The organism is Rhizobium binxianense (genome assembly GCF_028994275.1).
GTDB classification, from domain to species: domain Bacteria; phylum Pseudomonadota; class Alphaproteobacteria; order Rhizobiales; family Rhizobiaceae; genus Rhizobium; species Rhizobium binxianense.
Genome location: NZ_CP118713.1, coordinates 3,654,524 through 3,676,712, shown reverse-complemented (window position 1 = coordinate 3,676,712; position 22,189 = coordinate 3,654,524). Strand labels below are relative to the sequence as shown.

Annotated in this window: 20 protein-coding genes; 10 read left to right on the top strand and 10 right to left on the bottom strand. The window is 61.6% G+C overall.

Annotated features, from left to right (window positions below; translation table 11 throughout):
- Positions 1 to 436: 436 nt before the first annotated feature.
- Positions 437 to 1,678, top strand: coding sequence for an adenylate/guanylate cyclase domain-containing protein (locus PO860_RS18020; RefSeq protein ID WP_183610629.1), 1,242 nt, complete (start codon positions 437 to 439; stop codon positions 1,676 to 1,678).
- A 76-nt stretch (positions 1,679 to 1,754) separates the two neighbouring features.
- Here the strand turns inward: PO860_RS18020 and queE are convergent, their stop codons facing one another.
- The 4 genes from queE to PO860_RS18000 all read right to left on the bottom strand — a co-directional run bounded on the left by queE (position 1,755) and on the right by PO860_RS18000 (position 4,708).
- Positions 1,755 to 2,483, bottom strand: a complete 729-nt coding sequence (gene queE, locus PO860_RS18015; protein ID WP_183610630.1) for a 7-carboxy-7-deazaguanine synthase QueE — start codon at positions 2,481 to 2,483, stop codon at positions 1,755 to 1,757.
- Entirely contained in the window at positions 2,480 to 2,836 is a 357-nt protein-coding gene (queD, locus tag PO860_RS18010) for a 6-carboxytetrahydropterin synthase QueD (protein WP_183610631.1), read from the bottom strand. The genes queE and queD overlap by 4 nt, the downstream gene beginning before the upstream one ends.
- Positions 2,836 to 3,546 carry a 7-cyano-7-deazaguanine synthase QueC gene (queC, locus tag PO860_RS18005; RefSeq protein ID WP_183610632.1) on the bottom strand — a complete coding sequence of 237 codons (711 nt, stop codon included), beginning with the start codon at positions 3,544 to 3,546 and terminating at the stop codon, positions 2,836 to 2,838. Before queC ends, queD begins: the two co-directional genes overlap by 1 nt.
- 109 nt (positions 3,547 to 3,655) lie before the next feature.
- Entirely contained in the window at positions 3,656 to 4,708 is a 1,053-nt protein-coding gene (locus PO860_RS18000; RefSeq protein WP_183610633.1) for a LacI family transcriptional regulator, read from the bottom strand.
- Positions 4,709 to 5,013: 305 nt separating this feature from the next.
- Between PO860_RS18000 and PO860_RS17995 the strand changes: the two genes are divergently transcribed.
- From PO860_RS17995 to PO860_RS17980, 4 genes are all read left to right on the top strand, one after another.
- Positions 5,014 to 6,273, top strand: coding sequence for an ABC transporter substrate-binding protein (locus PO860_RS17995; RefSeq protein WP_275037925.1), 1,260 nt, complete (start codon positions 5,014 to 5,016; stop codon positions 6,271 to 6,273).
- A gap of 96 nt (positions 6,274 to 6,369) precedes the next feature.
- Complete coding sequence (locus PO860_RS17990; protein ID WP_275037924.1) at positions 6,370 to 7,323, top strand: carbohydrate ABC transporter permease; 954 nt, start codon at positions 6,370 to 6,372, stop codon at positions 7,321 to 7,323.
- Positions 7,320 to 8,300: a carbohydrate ABC transporter permease gene (locus tag PO860_RS17985; protein ID WP_272785006.1), complete on the top strand. Its 981-nt coding sequence runs from the start codon at positions 7,320 to 7,322 to the stop codon at positions 8,298 to 8,300. The genes PO860_RS17990 and PO860_RS17985 overlap by 4 nt, the downstream gene beginning before the upstream one ends.
- 3 nt (positions 8,301 to 8,303) lie before the next feature.
- Complete coding sequence (locus PO860_RS17980) at positions 8,304 to 9,419, top strand: ABC transporter ATP-binding protein (protein ID WP_275037923.1); 1,116 nt, start codon at positions 8,304 to 8,306, stop codon at positions 9,417 to 9,419.
- 6 nt (positions 9,420 to 9,425) lie between these two features.
- Here the strand turns inward: PO860_RS17980 and PO860_RS17975 are convergent, their stop codons facing one another.
- The 3 genes from PO860_RS17975 to PO860_RS17965 all read right to left on the bottom strand — a co-directional run bounded on the left by PO860_RS17975 (position 9,426) and on the right by PO860_RS17965 (position 13,786).
- Positions 9,426 to 11,669, bottom strand: coding sequence for a glycoside hydrolase family 2 protein (locus PO860_RS17975; protein ID WP_183609394.1), 2,244 nt, complete (start codon positions 11,667 to 11,669; stop codon positions 9,426 to 9,428).
- Between the two features lie 101 nt (positions 11,670 to 11,770).
- Positions 11,771 to 12,769 carry a LacI family DNA-binding transcriptional regulator gene (locus tag PO860_RS17970; protein ID WP_183609395.1) on the bottom strand — a complete coding sequence of 333 codons (999 nt, stop codon included), beginning with the start codon at positions 12,767 to 12,769 and terminating at the stop codon, positions 11,771 to 11,773.
- Between the two features lie 12 nt (positions 12,770 to 12,781).
- Positions 12,782 to 13,786 (bottom strand): Gfo/Idh/MocA family protein, encoded by a 1,005-nt coding sequence (locus PO860_RS17965; protein WP_183609396.1) that lies wholly within the window; start codon positions 13,784 to 13,786, stop codon positions 12,782 to 12,784.
- A 203-nt stretch (positions 13,787 to 13,989) separates the two neighbouring features.
- On the opposite strand from PO860_RS17965, the gene PO860_RS17960 reads away from it, so the two are divergent.
- The 5 genes from PO860_RS17960 to PO860_RS17940 all read left to right on the top strand — a co-directional run bounded on the left by PO860_RS17960 (position 13,990) and on the right by PO860_RS17940 (position 19,074).
- Positions 13,990 to 15,282: an ABC transporter substrate-binding protein gene (locus PO860_RS17960; protein ID WP_183609397.1), complete on the top strand. Its 1,293-nt coding sequence runs from the start codon at positions 13,990 to 13,992 to the stop codon at positions 15,280 to 15,282.
- 96 nt (positions 15,283 to 15,378) lie between these two features.
- Positions 15,379 to 16,266 carry a carbohydrate ABC transporter permease gene (locus tag PO860_RS17955; protein ID WP_183609398.1) on the top strand — a complete coding sequence of 296 codons (888 nt, stop codon included), beginning with the start codon at positions 15,379 to 15,381 and terminating at the stop codon, positions 16,264 to 16,266.
- Between the two features lies 1 nt (position 16,267).
- A complete protein-coding gene (locus tag PO860_RS17950; protein ID WP_183609399.1) occupies positions 16,268 to 17,179 on the top strand; it encodes a carbohydrate ABC transporter permease in 912 nt (303 codons plus the stop codon).
- 19 nt (positions 17,180 to 17,198) lie between these two features.
- Positions 17,199 to 18,281 (top strand): ABC transporter ATP-binding protein, encoded by a 1,083-nt coding sequence (locus tag PO860_RS17945; RefSeq protein ID WP_183609400.1) that lies wholly within the window; start codon positions 17,199 to 17,201, stop codon positions 18,279 to 18,281.
- Between the two features lie 43 nt (positions 18,282 to 18,324).
- Positions 18,325 to 19,074, top strand: a complete 750-nt coding sequence (locus PO860_RS17940) for a ThuA domain-containing protein (protein WP_273885703.1) — start codon at positions 18,325 to 18,327, stop codon at positions 19,072 to 19,074.
- Between the two features lies 1 nt (position 19,075).
- Here PO860_RS17940 and PO860_RS17935 read toward each other — a convergent pair whose 3' ends face one another.
- From PO860_RS17935 to PO860_RS17925, 3 genes are all read right to left on the bottom strand, one after another.
- A complete protein-coding gene (locus tag PO860_RS17935; RefSeq protein ID WP_273885704.1) occupies positions 19,076 to 19,987 on the bottom strand; it encodes an SMP-30/gluconolactonase/LRE family protein in 912 nt (303 codons plus the stop codon).
- A gap of 92 nt (positions 19,988 to 20,079) precedes the next feature.
- Positions 20,080 to 20,901, bottom strand: coding sequence for an SDR family oxidoreductase (locus PO860_RS17930; protein WP_273885705.1), 822 nt, complete (start codon positions 20,899 to 20,901; stop codon positions 20,080 to 20,082).
- A gap of 88 nt (positions 20,902 to 20,989) precedes the next feature.
- A complete protein-coding gene (locus PO860_RS17925) occupies positions 20,990 to 22,177 on the bottom strand; it encodes a phytanoyl-CoA dioxygenase family protein (RefSeq protein ID WP_273885706.1) in 1,188 nt (395 codons plus the stop codon).
- Positions 22,178 to 22,189 lie beyond the last annotated feature (12 nt).

Here is a 22,189-nt window from a genome sequence, read left to right as displayed (position 1 = left end):
GAAGGCGCGTGAGAAAAGCGCGCCGGGCGGACGTCACCGAAGCGCGGGGCCACGTGACTAATCGGAAGCGCTGGTTGCCGCAGGCAATCGAAACGAGACCGTCGGCTCGTTTCGAAAGCGCTGAGATTCGTCGCGGGGTAGCTGAGGGAAACCCCGGCCGGGCGTCTTGCTCATGATACTGGCAGAAACGTAAACTTGGTGCCCCATTAGGTGAAATGAGCTGGTTGTAATTTACAAAGTAATCGAAGTGCCGTAAATAAGGTGGGCGTAAGGCTCTGAAAGATAATGTGTTCTCTCTCTCACTTTACAAATTCGCTCTGCTTTAAATTTCTGAGACTTGATTGCGGTCTGCCCCTTATCATTTGCTTCCCTATCGCCCACATTCAGCGAAACCGAATTCGGCACCCGCCGATGATGTGGCGCAGCGGAGTTTTTAATGTCGTCTTTTCCAAACAAAGCCGGGACTGCCGTCGACGCGGAGGGGGGCGTCTGGCCGATCCGCAGGAGACGTATCCTCGATTGGCTGGTGAACGAGACGCGCGGCGAGCGGTTCATCGACAACATCCTGGTGGAGATGTGCGAGAAGCTGCTTTCGGCAGGGGTGCCGGTGGCGCGGGCGACGTTGCATTTCCGGACGAACCATCCGCAATGGATCGGTGCCCGCATCCTCTGGAAGGAAGGCCTGGCGGAGGCCAAGATCAACACATTCGCCTATGGTGTCGAAAACACGCCGGAGTTCCTGAACAGTCCCGTCAACGCGATCCATCAGGGTGCGGAGGAGGTCCGCAAACAGTTGGAAGGCAAGGCCGACGGCGAGCTGGATTCATTCTATCAGGAACTGCATGATGACGGCCTGACCGAGTATATCGCCTGGCCGGTCGAGCACACCTTCGGCAAACGGCATGTTGTGACATTTTCCACCAGCCGGCCGGGCGGTTTTACGAGCGACTATGTCGATTTCCTGCGCGATCTCCTGCCGGCCCTGACCCTTGTCAGCGAAATCCGCCTGAAGAACATCATGGCGCGCACGCTGCTGCAGACCTATGTCGGTCCGCATGCGAGCGAACAGATCCTGTCGGGCGTCACGACGCGCGGCAGCGGCGCCACCGTCGGCGCGGCAATCATGATCTGCGACCTGCGCGACTTTACGGCGATCTCCGATCTCTGGCCGCGTGACGATGTCATCCATCTGCTCAATGATTATTTCGACGCCATGTCCGACCCGATCGAACGCTATGGCGGAGAGATCCTGAAATTCATGGGCGACGGATTGCTGGCGATCTTCCCGCTGAGCAAGGACACGGCCTGTCACGATCTGCTGCAGGCGATCCGCGAAGGGCAGGCGTTGATGGCGCAATTGAACCAGCAGTATGCGGGCAACGGACGCGAGCCGCTGCGCTACGGCGTCGGCGTACATGTCGGCGACGTCATGTACGGCAATATCGGCTCGCGCCGGCGGCTGGATTTCACCGTCATCGGCCCGGCGGTCAATGTCGCCTCGCGGCTGGAAAGCCTGACCAAGGAGGTCAAGCGTCCGGTGCTGCTGTCGCGGGCCTTCGTCGAAATGGCGGGCTGTGCGGAAGACATGGACAGTCTCGGCACCTTCCCGCTGCGCGGGCTCGGAGAGCCTGTCGATGTCTTCGCCTTTCCGGAGCAAGCAATTCCAGGAAAAGTGTGAAGCGGTTTTCCCAGGCAAAGCACGAAGCGCTTTTGCCGGGAATTGCGTAAAACGAAAGGTTTTCAGGGCAGGTAGCTCAGACCCCTCGCTTGTTTCCCCACAACAGCACGTGCAGTTGCGGCAGCACGCGGGCCTTAAACCATCGGTCGGCCGTTACCTTGTCGACAAGCCAGTGCATCCGATCCATCACGCCGTCGATATCGATGCGGGCGTCGTCGTCATCGGGTGGCGGCGGCGTGTGGTTTCCCGGTTGGAGGAACAAGGGAATATAGGGATAACGCTTACCCACCTCTTGAGCGAACGCATAGTCGGCATCGTCGAAGACGACGATTTTCAATGCGATCTCCGGCCCGCCGGCGCTGAGCCGAAGACAGTTATCGATTTGGTCCCAATCGGTCAGCATTCCGCTTGACGGCGGCTTGGGGCTCAAGACCAGCATGTCGAGATCGCGAAACCAGTTCCGGGCCACACTTCCCTGCGTTTCCAGCGCGAAGCGGTATCCCTGGGAATGGCCGAGCTCGATCAGCGGCCCCAGAGGTTGGATCGCCGGATTGCCTCCGGAAAGGGTAACCGTCATCGGCTTACCTCCGGAGAGCTTCGTGACCTCCTGCCAGATTGCATCGGCCGCCATCGGAATCCATTGATCCCGGAACGCGCTGTCGACCGCGTGAAGACTGTCGCACCAGGAACAGCGATAGTCACAGCCGCCTGTCCTGACGAACACGGTCGGCAACCCGATCAGAGCGCCTTCGCCCTGGATGGTCGGGCCGAAGATCTCGCTGACGCGAATGGTCTCGCCGCTCATGGCCGGTACTCCGCCCAGGTCTTCGGCGTCTCGCTGACGCGGACGGACGATGTTTCCGGGAAACGCTGCTTGCACCAGTCGTAAAAGTGCTTTGCCAGGAATTCGGAGGTGACTTTCGAGTGGCCGAAGACGTCGTTCAGGTGGCGATGATCGAAGGTTTCGTCGATATAGCGTTTGAGCGGCGAGAGGTCGTGATAGTCGCGAACGAAGCCGTCATCATTCAGGCTTTCGGCAGCGAGCTCGACGACCACGACATAGTTGTGGCCGTGGAGCCTGGCACATTGATGATCGGCCGGCAGGTGATCCAGCTGGTGCGAGGCGGAGAGATGAAACTCCTTGGTGATGCGGTACATCAACGCACCTCCGTGGCAGAATATTGCGACACCGCCGCTTTCCAGAAATCGCGGTCTTCGTATTCGGTGGGATCGGGAATGCCGGCAAGATGGAACGCTTCGCGGCGCTCCACGCAGGTTCCGCAGCGTCCGCAATGGAGCCTGCCGCCTTTGTAGCAGGACCAAGTCTCTGCGAAGGGTGTGCTGTGTTTCGCGCCGTCGATCACGATCGCCGCTTTGGAAACCTCGACATAGGGTGCAAGCAGTTTGACGCTGGCATAACCGTCCAGCGCTTCGTTCTGCATGCGCTGGAAGGCGTCGATGAAGCCGGGCCGGCAGTCCGGGTAAATGAAGTGGTCGCCGCCGTGCACGGCGACGGCGACGGCATCCGCTTTCTGGGCAGCCGCCAGGCCGAATGCGATCGCCAGCATGATGGCATTGCGGTTCGGCACCACCGTGGCCTTCATGGTCTCCTCGGCATAATGGCCGTCCGGAACCTCGACATTATCGGTCAGGGCCGATCCGCTGAGATGGCCGCCGATGGCGGCGATGTCGATGATATGGTGGGGGACGGCAAGGCGTGCGGCGCACCGGGCGGCGAAGTCGAGTTCCTTGCGATGCCGCTGGCCGTAGTCAAAGGAGACGAGGCCGATAAGCTGTTGTTCCGCCGCTATTTTGTTGGCAAGCGAAACGGAGTCGAGTCCGCCGGAGCAGACGACGATGGTTTTCATATTTTGGATCCCTTGTTTTGACCGGGTGGGCTGCGACCGGATTACGGCGTGCTTCTAGGACAAATCACGCCTGTTGGGAATAGCCTTGAGGCACGAGCCTTCAGAGGGGTTAACCGATCGGGAAATTGATCTGCGGCGGCAGCAGCAGATGCAAATCTTCGAGGTCAACATTGTTGATGCGCTGCAGCAGCATACGTCCGAGATCCTCGCCCGCCGCCGTCAGGTCCTCGTGGATCGTATCGACCTTCGGCTGCAACTGGGTGAGAAGGCGGGACGTTTCCTTGGCGACGATATCGTAATCGACCCCGAGTGTCCGGCCGGCGTCGCTCATGCCGCTGATGACGGCGAGTGCGGAGACTTCGCCGGGACAGATGAAGCCATCGGGCGCATCCGGAGCGGCGGCGCGGCTGCAGATGAAATCGCGCAGCACATCCGCCGGCGTATCGAGATCGACGGTTTCGGGGATCTCATAGGCAATGCCTGCCTCCCGCACCGCCGTCATGAAGCCGTGCAGGATATGCTGGCAGAAGGTCAGCCGTTTCGGTGGCAGGATCACCGCCACCTTTCTGCGCTGCTTGGCGATCAGCCGGCGTGTGGCCTCATAGGCAAAGCTGAAATTGTCGTAGTCGACATAGGGGTGCGGCGTCGAAAATTCCGTGCGGCCATGACAGATGAAGGGAAAGCCGGTTTCGAGCAGCAGGCGGACGCGGGCGTCGAGCGGTTCGGTCCGAGTAAAGATCAGCCCGTCGGCGAGGTGGTTGCGGATGATGTATTCGGCCGCCTCGACATCGGTCGTCGACAGGAAGTTCGGGGCGACGACGAGATGGTAGGAGGTCTCCTTCAATGCCTTGGCGATGCCGTACATGATCGAGGTGCTGAAACCGACCACTTCTTCGTGCGAATCCAGCAGGATGGCGATGACGTTGGTGCGGCCGGTCTTCAGGCGCTGCGCGGCCCGATCAGGGAGATAGCCGATCTCACGGGCGATACGGTGCACACGCTGGCGGGTCTCCAGCGAAATCTGCGGTGCATCGGAGAGCGCCCGTGACACCGTCGTCACGGCCAGGCCGGCGATCGTCGCGATCGTTCGCAAGGTCGGCTTGTCGCGCTTGTGGGTGATATCGAGATTTTCGCCGCGTCGCGGCCGGGACGGTTCGGTCACTCTCGGCTTTCCGTGCTGGAATTGGCGATACAATAACACGATGACTCAGGCGCGCAATCGAGGAATGAAAACGTTTTAAATTTTCACCACCTGTTAGCTAGTATGATAATTACTATAAAATTCAATCGGATATCGAAATGACTATATTTTCTCGGGAGTCGAGAAAGGGCTTGACGATCCGTGACTTATAACGTTTTAAATTAGCAACCGCGCGGAGGAGCGCGGCTGTATGTCGACCGCCAACGGGCGGAAAACATCGGGCGGCAGGGAGGGCCCGCCGCCGATCTTCAAATGGGAGGAAATTCATGCGCAAGTTTTTGAGCTCGGCGGCTGTTGCCGTCGTGATGATGGCTGGCCTCGGTGCGGCGCAGGCTGCCGACGTGAAGGAAGTGCAGATGCTGCACTGGTGGACGTCTGGCGGTGAGGCAGCGGCGCTGAACGTCTTGAAGCAGGATCTGTCGAAGGAAGGTTTTGCCTGGAAGGACGTTCCTGTTGCCGGCGGTGGCGGTGACGCGGCGATGACGGCGCTGAAGGCGATGGTTGCGGCCGGCACCTATCCGACAGCCTCGCAGATGCTGGGTTATACCGTGCTCGATTATGCCCAGGCCGGCGTCATGGGCGATCTGACGGAGACGGCGAAGAAGGAAGGCTGGGACAAGTCGGTGCCGGCAGCGCTGCAGAAGTTCTCGGTCTATGACGGCAAATGGGTTGCAGCCCCGGTCAACGTGCATTCGGTCAACTGGCTGTGGATCAACAAGGCTGTGATGGACAAGATCGGCGGCACGCAGCCGAAGACCTTCGAGGATCTGATCGCCCTGCTCGACAAGGCCAAGGCCGCCGGTGTCATCCCGCTCGCCCTTGGCGGCCAGAACTGGCAGGAAGCGACGATGTTCGATTCCATCGTACTGTCGACCGGCGGTCCGGAGTTCTACAAGAAGGCCTTCAACGACCTCGACGAGGAATCGCTGAAGTCCGACACGATGAAGAAGTCCTTCGACAATCTGGCGACGATCATCAAATATGTCGACCCGAACTTCTCGGGCCGCGACTGGAACCTCGCCACCGCCATGGTCATCAAGGGTGACGCGCTGGTGCAGGTGATGGGCGACTGGGCCAAGGGCGAATTCGTCGCCGCCAAGAAGACGCCGGACACCGACTTCCTGTGCTACCGCTTCCCCGGCACCGACGGCAGCGTGATCTACAACTCCGACATGTTCGGCATGTTCAACGTCCCCGACGACCGCAAGGCGGCGCAGGTGGCGCTGGCGACGGCGACGCTGTCGAAGAGCTTCCAGTCGGCCTTCAACGTCGTCAAGGGTTCGGTGCCGGCTCGTACCGACGTTCCCGACACCGACTTCGACGCCTGCGGCAAGAAGGGCATCGCCGACCTGAAGGCCGCCAATGAGGGCGGCACGCTGTTCGGCTCGTTGGCGCAAGGCTACGGCGCTCCTCCGGCCATCGCCAATGCCTATAAGGATGTCGTCTCGAAGTTCGTCCACGGCCAGATCAAGACCTCCGACGAGGCCGTCAAGCAGCTCGTCCAGGCGATCGACGACGCCCGCTGAGACCATTGTGACAAACGCTTCCCCGCATCGTCGCGGGGAAGCTTCAGGCGCCGCGCCGATCATGTGGGGCCGAGAATGTAGGGGAGATGACATTCCATGAGCACAGTTGCGACCACCGATCCGGTTCTGACGCCGCGGCAATCGACGGGGATCTCGCTGCGGGGCCGACTGCAGGATGCGCTGCCGAAGATCGTCTTGGCGCCGAGCTTCGTCATCACCATCATCTTCGTCTACGGCTTCATCGTCTGGACGGCCTATCTGTCGTTCACCAATTCCAAGACCTTTCCGTCTTATGCGCTGACGGGCGCGCGCGCCTATCAGCGGCTGTGGCGCTGGACCTTCGAGAGCGATCCGCCGTCCTCCTGGTACACCTCGATCACCAATATGGCGATCTTCGGCTTCCTCTATGTCGGCGCCTGCTTAGGCCTCGGCCTGCTGCTTGCCATCCTGCTCGACCAGAAGATCCGCGGCGAGGGGCTGCTCAGGCCGATCTTCCTCTATCCGATGGCGCTCTCCTTCATCGTCACCGGGGTTGCCTGGAAATGGTTCCTCGATCCCGGCCTCGGGCTGGAACAGACGCTGCACCACTTCGGCTGGACGAGCTTCCACTTCGACTGGATCAAGAACAAGGACTTCGTCATCTACACCGTCGTCATCGCCGGCGTCTGGCAGGCGTCGGGCTTCGTCATGGCGATGTTCCTGGCGGGCCTGCGCGGCATCGACGGTGAGATCATGAAGGCCGCCCAGATCGACGGCGCCTCGCCCTTCCAGCTCTACCGCCGCATCGTCATTCCGCTGTTGCGGCCGATCTTTCTCTCCGCCTTCATCGTGCTCGCCCATATGGCGATCAAGTCTTATGACCTGGTGGTGGCGCTGACCTCGGGCGGCCCCGGCGGCTCGGCCTGGCTGCCGTCCAACTTCATGTACGAATACACTTTCAAGCGCAACGAGATGGCCGTCGGCTCGGCCAGCGCCATCATCATGCTGATGACCATCTCGGCAATCATCGTTCCCTATCTCTATTCCGAACTGAAGGAGAAGGCCCGATGAGCAGTCTGACCTCTTCAACAGTAACCTCGGCAGCAACGCTTTCGCAGGCCAGCGACGACAGGAACGACAGCAACAATAATGCCCGCTGGATCGGCCGCATCGTCATCTACGGCCTGCTGGTGATCTTCGCGATCCTCTACCTGATGCCGCTTTTCGTCATGCTGACGACCTCGTTCAAGACCATGGACGAGATCCAGAACGGCAACATGCTGGCGCTGCCGCAGGCGCCGACCTTCGACCCCTGGATCAAGGCCTGGGGCGAGACCTGTGTGGGGCTCACCTGCGCCGGCATCAAGGGCTACTTCTGGAACTCGATCAAGATGGTGGTGCCGGCTGTCGCGATCTCCACCATCATGGGGGCGCTGAACGGCTATATCCTGACCAAATGGCGCTTTCCCGGCCACACGCTGGTGTTCGGGCTGATGCTGTTTGCCTGCTTCATCCCGTTCCAGTCGGTGCTGCTGCCGATGGCGACGATCCTCGGCAGCCTCGGCCGCTTCGGCATGACGCTGCAGAATGCCACCGGCTGGAACTTCGGCTTCGGCAATCCGACGGTCAATCTGGTCTTCGTCCATGTCGTCTATGGCTTGGGCTTCACCACCCTGTTCTTCCGCAATTTCTACGAGGCCTTCCCGACCGAACTGGTGCGGGCCGCCCAGGTCGATGGCGCCAGCTTCTTCCAGATCTTCCGCCGCATCATGCTGCCGAACTCGCTGCCGATCATCGTCGTCACCGTCATCTACCAGTTCACCAATATCTGGAACGACTTCCTGTTTGCCTCGGCTTACGCCGGCACCGGTGACTCCATGCCGATGACGGTGGCGCTCAACAATGTCGTCAACACCTCGACCGGGGTGGTCGAATACAATGTCAACATGGCGGCGGCGATGATCGCCGCCGTGCCGACGCTCATCGTCTATATCCTCGCCGGCCGCTACTTCGTGCGTGGCCTGATGGCGGGCGCTGTCAAAGGGTAATCCATGGCCTTCCTCGAAATCTCCGGTCTTAAAAAACGCTTCGGCGCCGTCGACATTCTCAAGGGGATCGACCTCGAACTCGACAAGGGCGGCTTTCTCGTGCTGGTCGGCCCGTCCGGCTGCGGCAAGTCGACCCTGCTCAACACCATTGCCGGGCTGGAGACGATCACCTCTGGCGATATCAGGATCGACGGGCGCGACATCAGCGGTCTGCACCCCTCCAAGCGCGACATCGCCATGGTGTTCCAGTCCTATGCGCTCTATCCGAACATGACGGTGGCGGGAAACATCGCTTTCGGCATGGAGATCCGCGGCGTTCCCAAGGAGGAACGGGAAAAGGCGATCAAACAGGTCTCCGACATGCTGCAGATCGGCCATCTGCTCGACCGCAAGCCGAGCCAGCTGTCGGGCGGCCAGCGCCAGCGTGTCGCCATGGGGAGAGCCTTGGTGCGCAATCCGCAGGTCTTCCTGTTCGACGAGCCGCTCTCCAATCTCGATGCCAAGCTGCGCGTCGACATGCGCACCGAGATCAAGCGGCTGCACCAGCGCATGGGCACCACCTTCGTCTATGTCACCCATGACCAGATCGAGGCGATGACGCTGGCGACCAAGATCGCCGTGCTGAAGGACGGCGTGCTGCAGCAGTTCGGCACGCCGGCCGAGATCTATAACAGCCCCGCCAATATCTTCGTCGCCGACTTCATGGGCTCGCCGGCGATGAACCTGCTCACCGCCACCGTCGAGACCGGCGCCGGCGGGCTTGAGGTCTCGCTGGAGCGGCCGAATGCCGCCCCGCTGAGGCTCCCGGTCATCTCGGGCAATAATGGCCTGAGCGGCTATACCGGCAGGCAGGTGATCTTCGGCATCCGGCCGGAGGCGCTGACCGATCCCGATGGCGCCGACCGCAAGGCGCGCATGCTGAGCGAGGGCGACTGCCTGATCGAGGTGGTCGAACCGGCCGGCTCCGACACCTTCGCCGTCACCAAGCTCGGCGGCAAATCCGTCATCGCCCGCCTGCGCGCCGATACCGGCATCGCTCCAGGACAAAACACCCGCCTCGCCTTCAATCTCGACAAGGCCGTCTTCTTCGATCCCGAGAGCCAGGCGCGGATCGGGTGACGGCCGTTAGGCGGCCGTCACGATTGTTGTCACCGGAGGGAAACGCGAGGAGACCGCTTCGACGGTGATCTCGCCAGTGAACCCCGTCGCCTCCAGCCAGAAACCGGCCGTGCCACCCTGCAAGGGTACATTGGTCGGGCCGATGACTTTCGCCGGGCCATGCACCTTCAGCGATATGCTGTCATTCATGAAGGGCAGGCGCTGGCCGCACTGATCGAGGGCGCGGATGACGACACGGGTGCTGTCGCGTTCGCGGGCTTTCAGCGTCGAGCTGTCGGCGATGATTTCCAGCGTCGTCGGCAAGGGATCGGCCGCCAGCGTCAGGCTCGTCACCGGCTGGCCGTCGATATAGCCGGTCAAGGTGCCGTCGATCCATTCGAGACCCCAGGTGCCAAGTTCGTCGGCGGTGAAGTGTCGATGGTCGAGCACGACGGGCGGATGCGGCAAATGCGGATAATTCTCGCGGTCCGGACCGATGCGCTTCGAAAGCGCGCCATATCGCAGCTCCACCTCGTCGCAGTTGGTGAGGATGATCAGCGGCAGCACGCCGCCGATATTGCGTTCGCCGCGCGCCCAGAAGGTTGCCGGCTTCATGACGATCTCGTCGGACGGATCGCACTGGCTGATATAGGCATAGGCCGCGAATTTCGGCTCGCGGAACATGTCCATGACACCGTGATAGCAGATGCGATCGCCCGAGCCGAAATCCTTATGGGTGTTGTAATCGAACATGCACCAGCCGATGGCGCCCGATATATCGGGGTCGCCATAGGCGGCGTTCAGCACATCCAGGTGCCGGCGCACATGCTCGGCCTGGCGCTGTTCCTGGTCGTAGATCTTCGTCGGGTGCATGTGGCCGTTGAACTCGGTGATGAGGTACGGCACCTTGCGCGACAGGCCGGTGTTTTCCAGCTGGGCGCGCAGCGCCGTGCGCGGGCGGTTGGCGCCCGGCAGTTCTTCATTGCCGAGGATGAAGTCGTTCATCGTATAGACGTCTTCGAGCAGCTCGCTCTCGGTGATATAACGCACGCCGCCGGTCTGGCGGGTGCTGTCGAGTTCACGAGCCAGCCGGTTGGTCTCGGCGTAGAAATCGTGATTGTCCTGCGATTCGTTGATGCGCACGCCCCAGATGATGATCGAGGGATGGTTCCAGTCGCGCTCGATCATGCGGCGGACGTTTTCGATCGATTCCTGCTGCCAGTCGGCATCGCCGATATGCTGCCAGCCGGGAATCTCCTCGAAAACCAGCAGGCCGATCGCATCGCAGCGGTCGAGGAACCATTTCGACTGCGGATAGTGCGAGGTGCGGACGATATTGCATTTCAGCACCGACTTCATGATGTCGGCGTCGCGCTCCTGCGCGGAGCGGCCGGCGGCATAACCGACATAGGGGAAGGCCTGGTGACGGTTGAGGCCACGCAGCTTCAGCGGCTTGCCGTTCAAGAGGAAGCCTTCCGGCGTGAACTCGGCGGTGCGGAAGCCGAAGCGGGCGGAGAGACGGTCGGAGCCGTGTTCGGTCCGGAGCTCGACGGCGACTTCGTAGAGCGTGGGATCGGTGATGTCCCAAAGGGCAATGCCGGTAAGGCTGCCGAAGGAGAGGGTCGTGCGGCTGCCGATCGTTTCGGTGGCGGCGGTGGCCACCACCGTGCCGTCTGCCTGCTTCAGCGTGGCGGTGACGGTCGCCGAGAAGCTACGGCTCTCGGGATTGGCGACGTCGACGCGCACGCTCGCCGATTTTTCCGGACGAAGAACGTCTGTGGTTTCGATCTTGAGATTGCCGATCGACACCGGGTCGGTGACCTTCAGCCAGACGTCGCGGTAGATGCCGGCATAGGTGAGATAATCGATGCGGCCGCCGAAGGGCGGAATGGCGGGGTTTTCGCTGCCGTCGATCTTGACGGTGACGAGATTCTCGCCCTTGAGGAGCCTGCCGGTGAGGCGGGCCTCGAAAGGGGTGTAGCCGTCCTTATGAGCGATGATCTCTTCGCCGTTCAAATAGACGACGCTGTCGGCCATGGCGGCGTCGAAGACGAGCGAGACCTCGCGCCCCTCGAATTCCGGCAGCCAACGCAGCATCTTCTGATAGGTGAAGGCGCGCTGATAGCTGGTCTCATCGAAATAGTTGAAGGGCAATTCGACGGCGGTATGCGGCAGGCTGACTGACTTGGCGGCATCGAAAGTTTCGAGCAATCGCTGGCCGAAGCCCTCATGGAAACTCCAGCCTTCGTTGAAGGAGACGACGGAACGCATTTCAGGCTCCTCCGGCAAGGGCGTCAGAAACGCTGCGGCGCCTTTCAGCGCGTGAAAATCTGGTCATCGGTATTCCTCCTCGATGCAATGGATGTGTGCCGCTATGCGGTCGAGCCCCAGCGGGCGGTGCAGGTGAGTGTGATGCTGTGCGGGCCTTCGATCTCGGCGTCATGGCGTTCGATCAGTTCGACGACGGCATCGATGAAGGCGACGTGGTCGAGGCTCAGCGTGGTGAGGTCGTTGCAGTCCCAGGCAGCCATGGCGATGCCGTCCTGACCGACGATGGCGATATCATCCGGTGTGTTCTTGCCGAGCACCCGGCGGGCGGCATCGCGCGCACCGATCGCCATCACGTCGTTGCCGCAGATGACGGCGTCGACCTTGTCTCGATGCAGCAGGAGCACGGCTTCCTTGAAGCCGGAATCATAGGAATAATCGCCGACGGCTTGCGCCTCGAAGGCGAGGCCGCGCTTGGCCAGCGCATCGGCGAACCATTTGCGCCTGAGCTTGTCGATCCAGCTGGAATTGGTGCCGGAGAGGTAGGCGAAACGCTTCTTGCCGTCACGGACGATCTTGTCGATGATCTCGTCGGCGGCCTCAGAGCCGTCGATGCGGATGCTGGAGACGTTTCCGTTGTCGAGCGGCTCGAAGGAGACGATGATCGGCTTGGTCGTGTGGAAGATGTCGACGGCATCCTGCATCGACACCATGTCGGAGAAGACGACGACGTGATCGACCTGATAGGTGGAGGCAAGGCGCATCAGCTGCAGCCGGTCGGAATGATCGGCGCAGCAGAGGATGATCGGCAGCAATTGTCTTGCCTGCAGGCGGTGGACGAGAAGCTGCTGCTCCTCGGCCTCGCAGGGGTTGCCGATCGCATTGACAACAAGGGCGACGAGGCGCGAGCGCTGGTTGTTCAGCGAGCGGGCGATCGCGTTCGGCTGGTAGCCATGTTCACGGGCGACGGCGAGGATGCGGTCGCGCGTGGCGCTGCCGATGCGCGAATCCGGCGAAAAGGCGCGGGAAATGGTGGCGGAGGAGACGCCGGCGAGTTTCGCCAGTTCCTTCGAGGTGATCCGCCGTCTGCTCATACCGCTCATCTTCAGCGCCTGTTAGGCGACGATCCTGACGGAAGCGCCGTCGGCCGCTGCCGATTCCTTGATTGCATCCCATAGCCTAGCGAATCTGAGGCCCATTTCAACGGAGCCGGAGTTTTCCATCTTTCCCTCGCGAATGGCGAGGAAATTCTTCATCGGATTGCCGAGAATCTCGGCCTCCTCGCGCGGCTCGGCGGTGCGCCCGACGCTGATCTCGCGCCAGCCGCCCCAGGCGTCGATGCGCACGATCGCCTTCGAATAGAAGAAGGTGATGTAGGAGGCGCAGCCCGGAGGGCCTTCGCCGGCGGCCGTCAATGTCGCCAGCGCGCCGTTCTTCAGCCGCGCTGAGACGGCGGTGGCGATGTCGACCTTTTTGCCATGATTGGCCATATAGGCCGAAACACTGTCGAAATCGGAATTGGCGAGCAGGCAGACGGTGTTCATCATGTGGGCGCCGGTATCGAACATGAAGCCGCCTCCTGATATCTCAGGCTGCTGCTTCCAATGGCCGTCGTAGTTGGACGACCAGCTTTCCCAGATCATGCCGGATATGACGATCAACTCGCCGAATTCGCCGGCGAGAGTCCGCCGGCGTGTGTCGAGCACCAGCGGCGAGAGGCCGCCCTGGAAGGCGGTAACGATGGTGACGCCGCTCTTTTTCTGCGCGGCGATCAGCCTCTCGGCCTCGTCGACCGTCGTCACCATCGGCTTTTCCAGGAAGAGGTCGAGGCCGGCCTCGGCAACGGCGGTTGCCTGCTCGGCATGGAAGGCATGCGGGGTGGAGACGTAGACGATGTCGAGATCGCCCCGGCATTCCGCGAGCATCTGGCGATAATCCTCGAAGCTCTTCGGTTCTGGTGCGCCGGCGGCGAGGCAGACGTCGATCAGGCGCTGGCGCGAAGCCGCCGTGGTGTCGGCGAGTGCAGCAAATTCGATCTCCGGCATCTTGACCCAGCTCTCGGCATATTCTGCCGCCTTCAAGCCGGCGCCGATGACGCCAAGGCGTAATTTCCCAGTCATGAAATTTCCTCCCTGAATGTATTGTGCACACGATTACACAAACGGTTTGGTGATGGCAATGTCTAAATAGATAAGCAATATCAGTATATTAAAACTCACATATAAATCCTTTCAAAAACCGCCTTGTCAGCGTTAGGAATGCGTGTACATTTTCGCAGCCGGTGCTGGAGGGCGCCGTGTCTCTACAAAAGGGAGGACTTCCGTTGAAGAAGATGATTCTTGGCGGCCTGTGCGCCGTTCTGCTCGGCGCGGTTTCGACGCTGGCGCAGGCAGAAACAATCCGAATTGCAAATCATGGTCAGGCCGGCATCGACGCGATGAAGTCGACGGTCGAGCGGATCGAAAAGAAATATGGCGTCACCGTCGAGGTCATCGAATATCCGGCACCCGACAAGGATTACCTGACCAAGCTCCTGACCGAGCTCGGCGCCGGCAACGCGCCCGACCTGTTCTCCATTCCGACGACGGCCGCCGTCGCCGACATGGTGGAAGCCGGCTATCTCGCGCCTGTTACCAAGGAGTTCAAGGCCTGGGATGGCTACGCCAACCTTTATGAGGTCGCCAAGGAACTTGCCGTCAGCCCGGATGGTGAAACCTATGTGATGCCGTTCATGCTCGGCATCCAGGAAATCTATTACCGTAAGGACGTTCTCGAAAAAGCCGGCATCTCCACCGAACAGCCGAAGACCTGGCAGGAGCTTCTCGATCGTGCGGCCGAGATCAAACAGAAGACCGGCGCTTACGGCCTGCTGTTCCCGGCCGGCGTTTCCTGGGGAAGCGGTGCCTTCGATGAAGGCTTCCAACACCTGCTCGTCGGTTCCAAGACGCCGCAGCTTGTCGATGCCGACGGCAAGCTCGACCTCAATGGCGAAGGCATCAAGGATGTCTTCAACGTTTACAAGGAATTGATCGACAAGGATCTGATGCCGACCCAACCGCTGCTCGGGCCCGAGCCCTGGGTCGTGCCGAAGTATCAGATGTTCCCGGCCGGCAAGCTCGTCGCCACCACCTGCGGCTCCTGGTGTTATATTTTCGACTGGGGCCGTGAAAGCAAGAACCCGATCCCTGACGTGACGAAGGTGGTCGGCACCTGGACCGTTCCGGGTCAGAGCAGCGGCCAGTATGTGCTGGCCAACCTCGCCGCACCGTGGGCGGTCAATTCCAAGTCGGCCAATACCGAGCTGGCGATCAAGGCGCTGATGGAGATCGGCTCGATCGAGACACAGGTTTCCTACGCCGCCCGCATTGGCAACATCCCGGCCAGCAAGGATGCGGCTGACAATGCTGACTTCCAGAAGCTAACGGAACTGGTTCCGATCCATGCAGCGGCCGGAAACGGCGTGTTCCTGAAACAGGCCTCCGGTTTCGGCACGGTTTCGGAAGGTGTGGCGCGGGCCACCGAAGCGCTGCTGCGCAAGGAAACCGATGCCGCCGGCGCCCAGAAGATCCTCGTCGACTATGTCAAGGAAACGCTCGGCGACGACATGGTCAAGTAAGCGCCGACACCCGCTCTTCCGCCAGGACGGGGACGCGGCACCATCGCCCGCGTCTTCCCGCTTTCATTCGATAAGCCGATAAGGTTGTGAGCTTCCATGGCCCGAAACTCTCATGAAAAGCGCGCCGAGCGGCAATGGCTGCTGATCCTGCTGCCCTCGCTGGTGTTGCTTCTGGCCTTCGTCATCTATCCGGCCCTCTATTCCATCTATCTGAGCTTCACCAACGAGGCGCTGACCGGGGCGGCGGCCCTTCGGCCCCGCTTCGTTGGCTTCAGGAACTATGTCAGGCTCTTCAACGACGCGAAGTTCTGGAATTCGCTGTTCGTCACCTTCGTTTTCGTCATCGGTTCGGCGGTGATCGGCCAGTTCGTGCTCGGCCTGATCTCGGCAATTGCGCTGCGCCGCCCGATCCGCTTTCGGCGGGTGTTCTCGTCGATCATCCTGTTGCCGAACGCAGCCCCTGAAGTCGTCGCCGGTTTCATGTGGATATCGATGCTGGCGGGTGGCGACAATGCCACACTCAGCCGCATCGTCAGCTTCTTCGGCATCACGCCGGCCGACTGGCTGCAGGTCTTCCCGCTGTCGATGATCATTGTCGTCAACACCTGGCGCGGCATCGCCACGGCGATGATCCTGTTGACGGCCGGCCTCAGTACCATTCCGGCGGAGATTTATGAGGCAGCGCGCATGGACGGCGCCACTCCATCGCAGATGTTCCGCCGCATCACCCTGCCGCTGATGATGCCGACGATCCTGCTCTATATGTTGATCTCGGCCGTCTCCACCATCGCCGTGTTCGGCCTCGTCTATGCGCTGACGCGTGGCGGGCCGGGCGGGGCGACGGAGGTGGTCAGCATCTATATCTACAACCAGTCCTTCACGGCGTTCCAGCTGGGCTATGGTGCTGCGGTCGCCGTCGTCGCACTCGTCATCTCGCTGATGTTGGGCATCGCCTATGTCCGAGCGATGAAGGTGGAGGTCTGACATGGCCGTCGTTTCCCCGAGCGAGACCGCAAACAAGGTGCGCTCCGACCTCATCGCCTATGCGACGCTGTCGCTGATTTCGATCTTCTGCGCCGTGCCTTTCTTCTGGGTGCTGCTCGCCTCGTTCGACGGCAATGCGCAGCTCTTCCTGCACTGGCCGGAGCAGTGGACTTTCGCCAATTACATCAGGGTCTTCACCAAGGAGGACGGGGCGAAGTGGCTGTTCAACTCGCTTTTCGTGGTCGGCGGCGCCACGCTGCTCGTCATGGTGCTTTCCGGGCTTGGTGGTTATGCGCTGTCGCGCACCCGGGCCTGGTGGAAGCTGCCCTTCCTCTACGCGATCCTGCTCATCCGGGTGCTGCCGCCGACGGCGCTGGTCGTGCCGCTCTACAAGTTCCTGCTGACGCTGAACAATGCGGAGGCGGCGGTGCTCAGGCCGATCTTCGGCAGCTATGCCCGCGACATCATGCGCTGGACCGGCTTCATCGACGGTTATCTTGGGCTAATCCTGGTGCTGGCGACGATGCAATTGCCGCTGGCGCTCTGGATCATGAAGACCTTCTTCGATGGGCTGCCGCGGGACTACGAGGAGGCGGCGCTGATGGATGGGGCGACACTCATCCAGCGCATCCGCCGGGTGCTGATACCGCTGGCGCTGCCGGGGCTTGCGGCCGCCGGGCTCTTCGCGTTCATGTCGGCCTGGGGTGACTTTCTCCTGCCACTGATCTTCCTGTCGTCACCGGAGCTGCAGACGCTGCCGCTCGGTCTCTTCCGCGCCTTCCTGCGCATCAACGAGATCGATTACGGCCTGCTGACAGCGCTGGCCTTCATCTACCTGCTGCCTGCCGTCGTCGCTTTCGGCTTTGCGCGGCGCTTCCTCGTCCAGACATTCTCGGGCGGCGTGAAGGGCTGAGATCAAGAAAGAGAAACAGATGATCAATCTCAGAAACGTTCGCAAGTTCTACGGTGCGCTCGAGGTCATCAAGGGCGTCGACATCACCGTCGAAGACGGCGAATTCGCGGTCTTCGTCGGCCCGTCCGGCTGCGGCAAGTCGACGCTGCTGCGGATGATCGCCGGCCTCGAAGGCATCGACGAGGGCGACCTCATCCTCAACGGCAAGCGCATCAACGATGTGCCGCCGGACAAACGTGGCATCGCCATGGTGTTCCAGTCCTATGCGCTCTATCCGCATATGAGCGTTGCCGAAAATATCGGTTTCTCGCTCAGCCTGAAGAAAGTGCCGGAGGCGGAAATCCGCCGGCAGGTCGAAGCTGTCGCCGAGATCCTGCAGCTCACCGACTATCTCGACCGCCGCCCGGCCGCTCTTTCCGGCGGCCAGCGCCAGCGCGTCGCGATTGGCCGCGCCATCATCAAGAAGCCGGCGCTGATCCTGTTCGACGAGCCGCTGTCGAACCTCGATTCGGCGCTGCGCGTGCAGATGCGCGCTGAGCTGCAACGCCTGCACCGCGAGCTGAAGGCGACGGTCGTCTACGTCACTCACGACCAGGTGGAAGCGATGACGATGGCCGACCGCATCGTCGTGCTGAACAAGGGTGTGGTGGCGCAGGAGGGTGCGCCGATGTCGCTCTATCATGAGCCGGACAACGAATTCGTCGCGACCTTCATCGGCTCGCCGAAGATGAACGTCATTCCCGTCACTATAACGCGGCCGGCGGCCGGCAAGGTGCATCTCAACAGCCCGATCGGGCTTTCGCTTGATCTCGCCGATGCCAACGGCGCGATGCCGCAGGGCGATGCCAAGCTCGGCATCCGGCCGGAGCATCTGAAGATCGCCGCCGCGGGCCAGGACCACTTTACGGCCGAAGTCGTCATCGTCGAGCGCCTCGGCGTCGAGACCTACCTGACCGTCGGCTCGCAGCAGCAGCCGATCGTCGTGCGCGCCGAGGGCGATATCGCCGTGCGCCCGGGTGACCGCGTGGCGCTGACGGCCGATCCCGCCGCCTGCCATCTGTTCGATTCCGCCGGCCGGGTGATCCGTCCGGCAACCGCCTGACAATTTCGCCTGAAACATCAAAGCCTAGACATCGAGGAATGCCATGACAATCAAGGTCACCATCTGGAACGAGGGACGCCACGAGCAGCTCCATAAGGAGGTTCAGGAGATCTATCCTGATCGTATCGACGGAGCGATCGCGTCAGGCATCGCCCATCCGGATTTCGAAATCCGCCGCGGCACGCTGGATGATCCTGATGAAGGCCTGCCGAACAGCGTGCTCGATGATACCGACGTGCTGCTCTGGTGGGGACATATGGCGCATGACGAGGTCAGCGACGGGCTGATCGACCGCGTGCAGCAGCGCGTGCTGAAGGGCATGGGCCTGCTGGTGCTGCATTCCGGCCACCATTCCAAGCTCTTCCGGCGGCTGATGGGCACCAATGCCAACCTCTCCTGGCGTGAGACGCCGGATGGCGATCTAGAGCGTGTCTGGGTGGTCAATCCTTCGCATCCGATCGCCGAGGGGCTGCCGCCCTATTTCGAGGTCAATGCCTCGGAAATGTACGGCGAGCCCTTCGATATTCCGCAGCCGGACGAGCTTGTCTTCATCTCCTGGTATTCCGGCGGCGAGGTGTTCCGCAGCGGCTGCACCTTCCAGCGCGGGCGCGGGCGCATCTTCTTCTTCAGCCCCGGCCACGAGACCTACCCGATCTATCACGACAAGACCGTGCACAAGGTGATCTCGAACGGCATCCGCTGGGCACAGCAGAAACATATCGACGGCCGCATCCTGGAAAACTGGCATCGGGCCGAGCCGCTGCACGGCCGCTCCGATAGACCGAAGGCCTGATCTATGGATATTGTGCGCCGGTCGTCTTGAGATAGATCGAATAGACCGAACGCGTTGCGGTGATGAAGAGCCGGTTTTTCTTGGGGCCGCCGAAGGTGAGGTTGGACACCGTCTGCGGCACCCTGATCTTGCCGAGCAAGGTTCCCTCGGGCGAAAAGCAGTGCACGCCGTCGGAGGCACTCGTCCAGAGATTGCCGGCGATATCGAAGCGGAAGCCATCGGGATGGCCGACATCGAGGCTGCAGAAATAGCGGCTGTTGGCAAGCGCCCTGCCGTTGATGACGTCGAAAACGCGGATATGGCGCGGCACGTCGTGTTTTGCGGAGCCGGAATCGGCAATATAAAGCTTCGTCTCATCGGGCGAGAAGGCAAGGCCGTTCGGCTGGATGAAATCTTCGACGACGGCGTCGATCGCGCCGCTTGCCGGATCGATCCGGTAGACGTTGCGCTTGGGCTGCTCGGGCTCGGCCTTATGACCCTCGTAATCCGACAGGATGCCGTAAGTCGGATCGGTGAACCAGACTCCGCCGTCGGAGTGCACAACGACGTCGTTCGGCGAGTTCAGCCGCTTGCCCTGGTAGCTGTCGGCGAGAACGGTGATCGTGCCGTCCGTCTCGGTGCGGGTGACGCGGCGGCCGCCATGTTCGCAGGAGACCAGCCGGCCCTGCCGGTCACGGGTGTTGCCGTTGACGTAGTTGGACGGTGAGCGGAAGACGGAGACCGTCCCATCGGGCGTCCAGCGCATCATGCGTTCATTCGGGATATCGCTCCAGAGAAGGCAGTTCAGATCGGAAAACCAGACCGGACCTTCCGTCCAGCGGCAGCCGGAATGAAGCTCCTCGAGGGCGGCGCTGCCGATGATCATTGCACCGAAGCGTTCGTCGCGGATCTCATAAATCGGATTGTCGCCCATGCCAGTTTCCTCCCTGAATGCTGCCGTTCTTTTCCTAGCGGCAAAAACCTGGAGGTGCCAGAGCCCGGCGAAGAATTGCCGGGCTCCGCCTTTCAGAGGGCTGCGACAGGATGCGGCGAGCCGTCATAAGCGCCCCAGATCGACTGATCGAAGCAGATGACCGAGCCGGTCATCAGGCCGGATTCGGAAGAGGATAGGTAAGCGCAGGCGCGCGCCACCTCGTGCGGATCGACGAGGCGGCCGAAGGGCTGGCTTGCCGCCGCCTTCTCCAGCCAGTCGGCAGGCGCATGGTGATATTCGCGCTGGATGCGATCCTCACCTTCGGAGGCCATCCAGCCGATGTTAAGGCCATTGACGCGGATGCGGTTGCGCAGGAGCGCATAAGCGGTGTTCTTCGTCAGCGTTTCCAACGCGCCTTTGGAGGCGCAATAGGCGGCGATGAAGGGCTGACCTGCTTTGGCCGACATCGAGCCGATGTTGACGATGGTACCCTCGATCTTTTCGCGGCGCATGACCTTTACCGCCTCCTGCATCAGGAAAAACGGCGCGCGCACATTGACGGCGAACATGGCGTCGAAGAGCTCCGGGCTGGTATCGAGAATGGTGCCGCGATCGGTGATGGCGGCGGCATTGACCAGCGCGTCGACACGGCCGAAGATCTCGTCGCAGGCGCGCACGACATTCTGCGCCTCCTCGACCTTGCCGAGGTCGGCCTTCACATAAACGACCCTGGCGCCGGTCACGTCCGAAATCTCCGCGGCCTTCGCCTTACCCTTGGCTTCGTTGCGGCCGCAGATGACGATGCCCTTTGCACCGCGCTCGGCGAAGAGACGGGCGATGGTGGCACCTAATCCTTGCGTGCCGCCGGTGACGATGGCGATCTTGCCGTCGAGGCGGCCGTGGTCTGTGCTCATGTGGTTCCTCCTTGGTGATGTGCGAATGGCCTCCCGCGGGTGCGGGAGGCTTGTGTCAGTGCGGATACGAGAAGACTTACGCTTCCAATCAGCTCAGCTTCTTCTGCGCCTGCTCCGCAAGTGCTGCCGTAAAGGCCTCGTCGCTCCAGCCTTCCTTCAGCGCCTCGTGCATCAGTTGCGCCTGGGTCTTCGGCGCCAGTCCGCCGAGCGGCGGGTCGCGGTCGAGATTGGTCGGGAACGAATAACCTTCGGCGCAGGCGGCGACGGCGTTGGCGATTTCGGCTGGTGAGAGCCTGCCCCGCAACGTCTTTAGTGCGGGAAACAATCTGGCGCTCATCTTCTCGCGGTTGACGGTTTCCATCGCCCGGCCGAAGGCGGAGGAGACTTGCAGGAGGTTGGCGACACGCTTGATGCCGGCCGAGCGGTTGGTGCCGGCGGCATGGAAGAGGGCGGGATTGAAAAAGACGACGTCGCCTTTTTCGAGCGGCAGCTGGACATGGTTCTTCTCGAAATAATCCCGGAACTCCTGCCGTTTCAGCGCGAGATAGCCAGGCACATAGGTCTGGCTGTGCGGCAGGAAGAGTGTCGGGCCGCTTTCGAGCGGCATGTCGCAATGGGCGACCGCGCCCTGGAGCGTCAGCACCGGCGAGAGCCGGTGCACATGCGCCGGGAACTGTTCGATCACCTCTGACGATTGGAAGCCGAGATGGTAATCGCGGTGGGCCGACTGCGCCGCGCCGCCCGGATTGACGCGGTTGACCTGCGCCGTCATCTGGTAGCTCGGACCGAGCCAAGCTTCGCTGGCCAGCGCGATAATGGCGTTGCCGTAATATTCGGCGAAATTTGCCGGATCGGCGAGACAATGCTTCTCCAGCGAATTCCAGATGCGGTCGTTGGCGCCAGGCTTGGCGAAGTGATCGCCGCCGCCGGTCGCGGTGCGGTGCTGTTCCTCGATGATCGCGTCGAAGATCGCGCTGGCGCGATCGATGGTGCGGGGGTCTTCGTAAGCGTGCTTGAAGACGACGACACCGGGACCTTCGCCGAAGGCTTCGCAGATTTCCGCCAGCACGGCGCGCCGGCCTTCCGGCGTTGCGGCCGCCGCCATCACCTTACGGCTGTCATAGATCAGCACGTTTTTTTCGACCGCAGACGCCGAGGGATAATCGGCAAGCGCAGTCGTTTTTTCCGCAAGCCTGCGGAAATCGTCGAGATCGCAGGCCTCTTCGCTCAGCCAGACGCGGTCGGCACGCAGTTTCTGCCAGTTGTCGGTTTTCATGGCGGGCTCCTC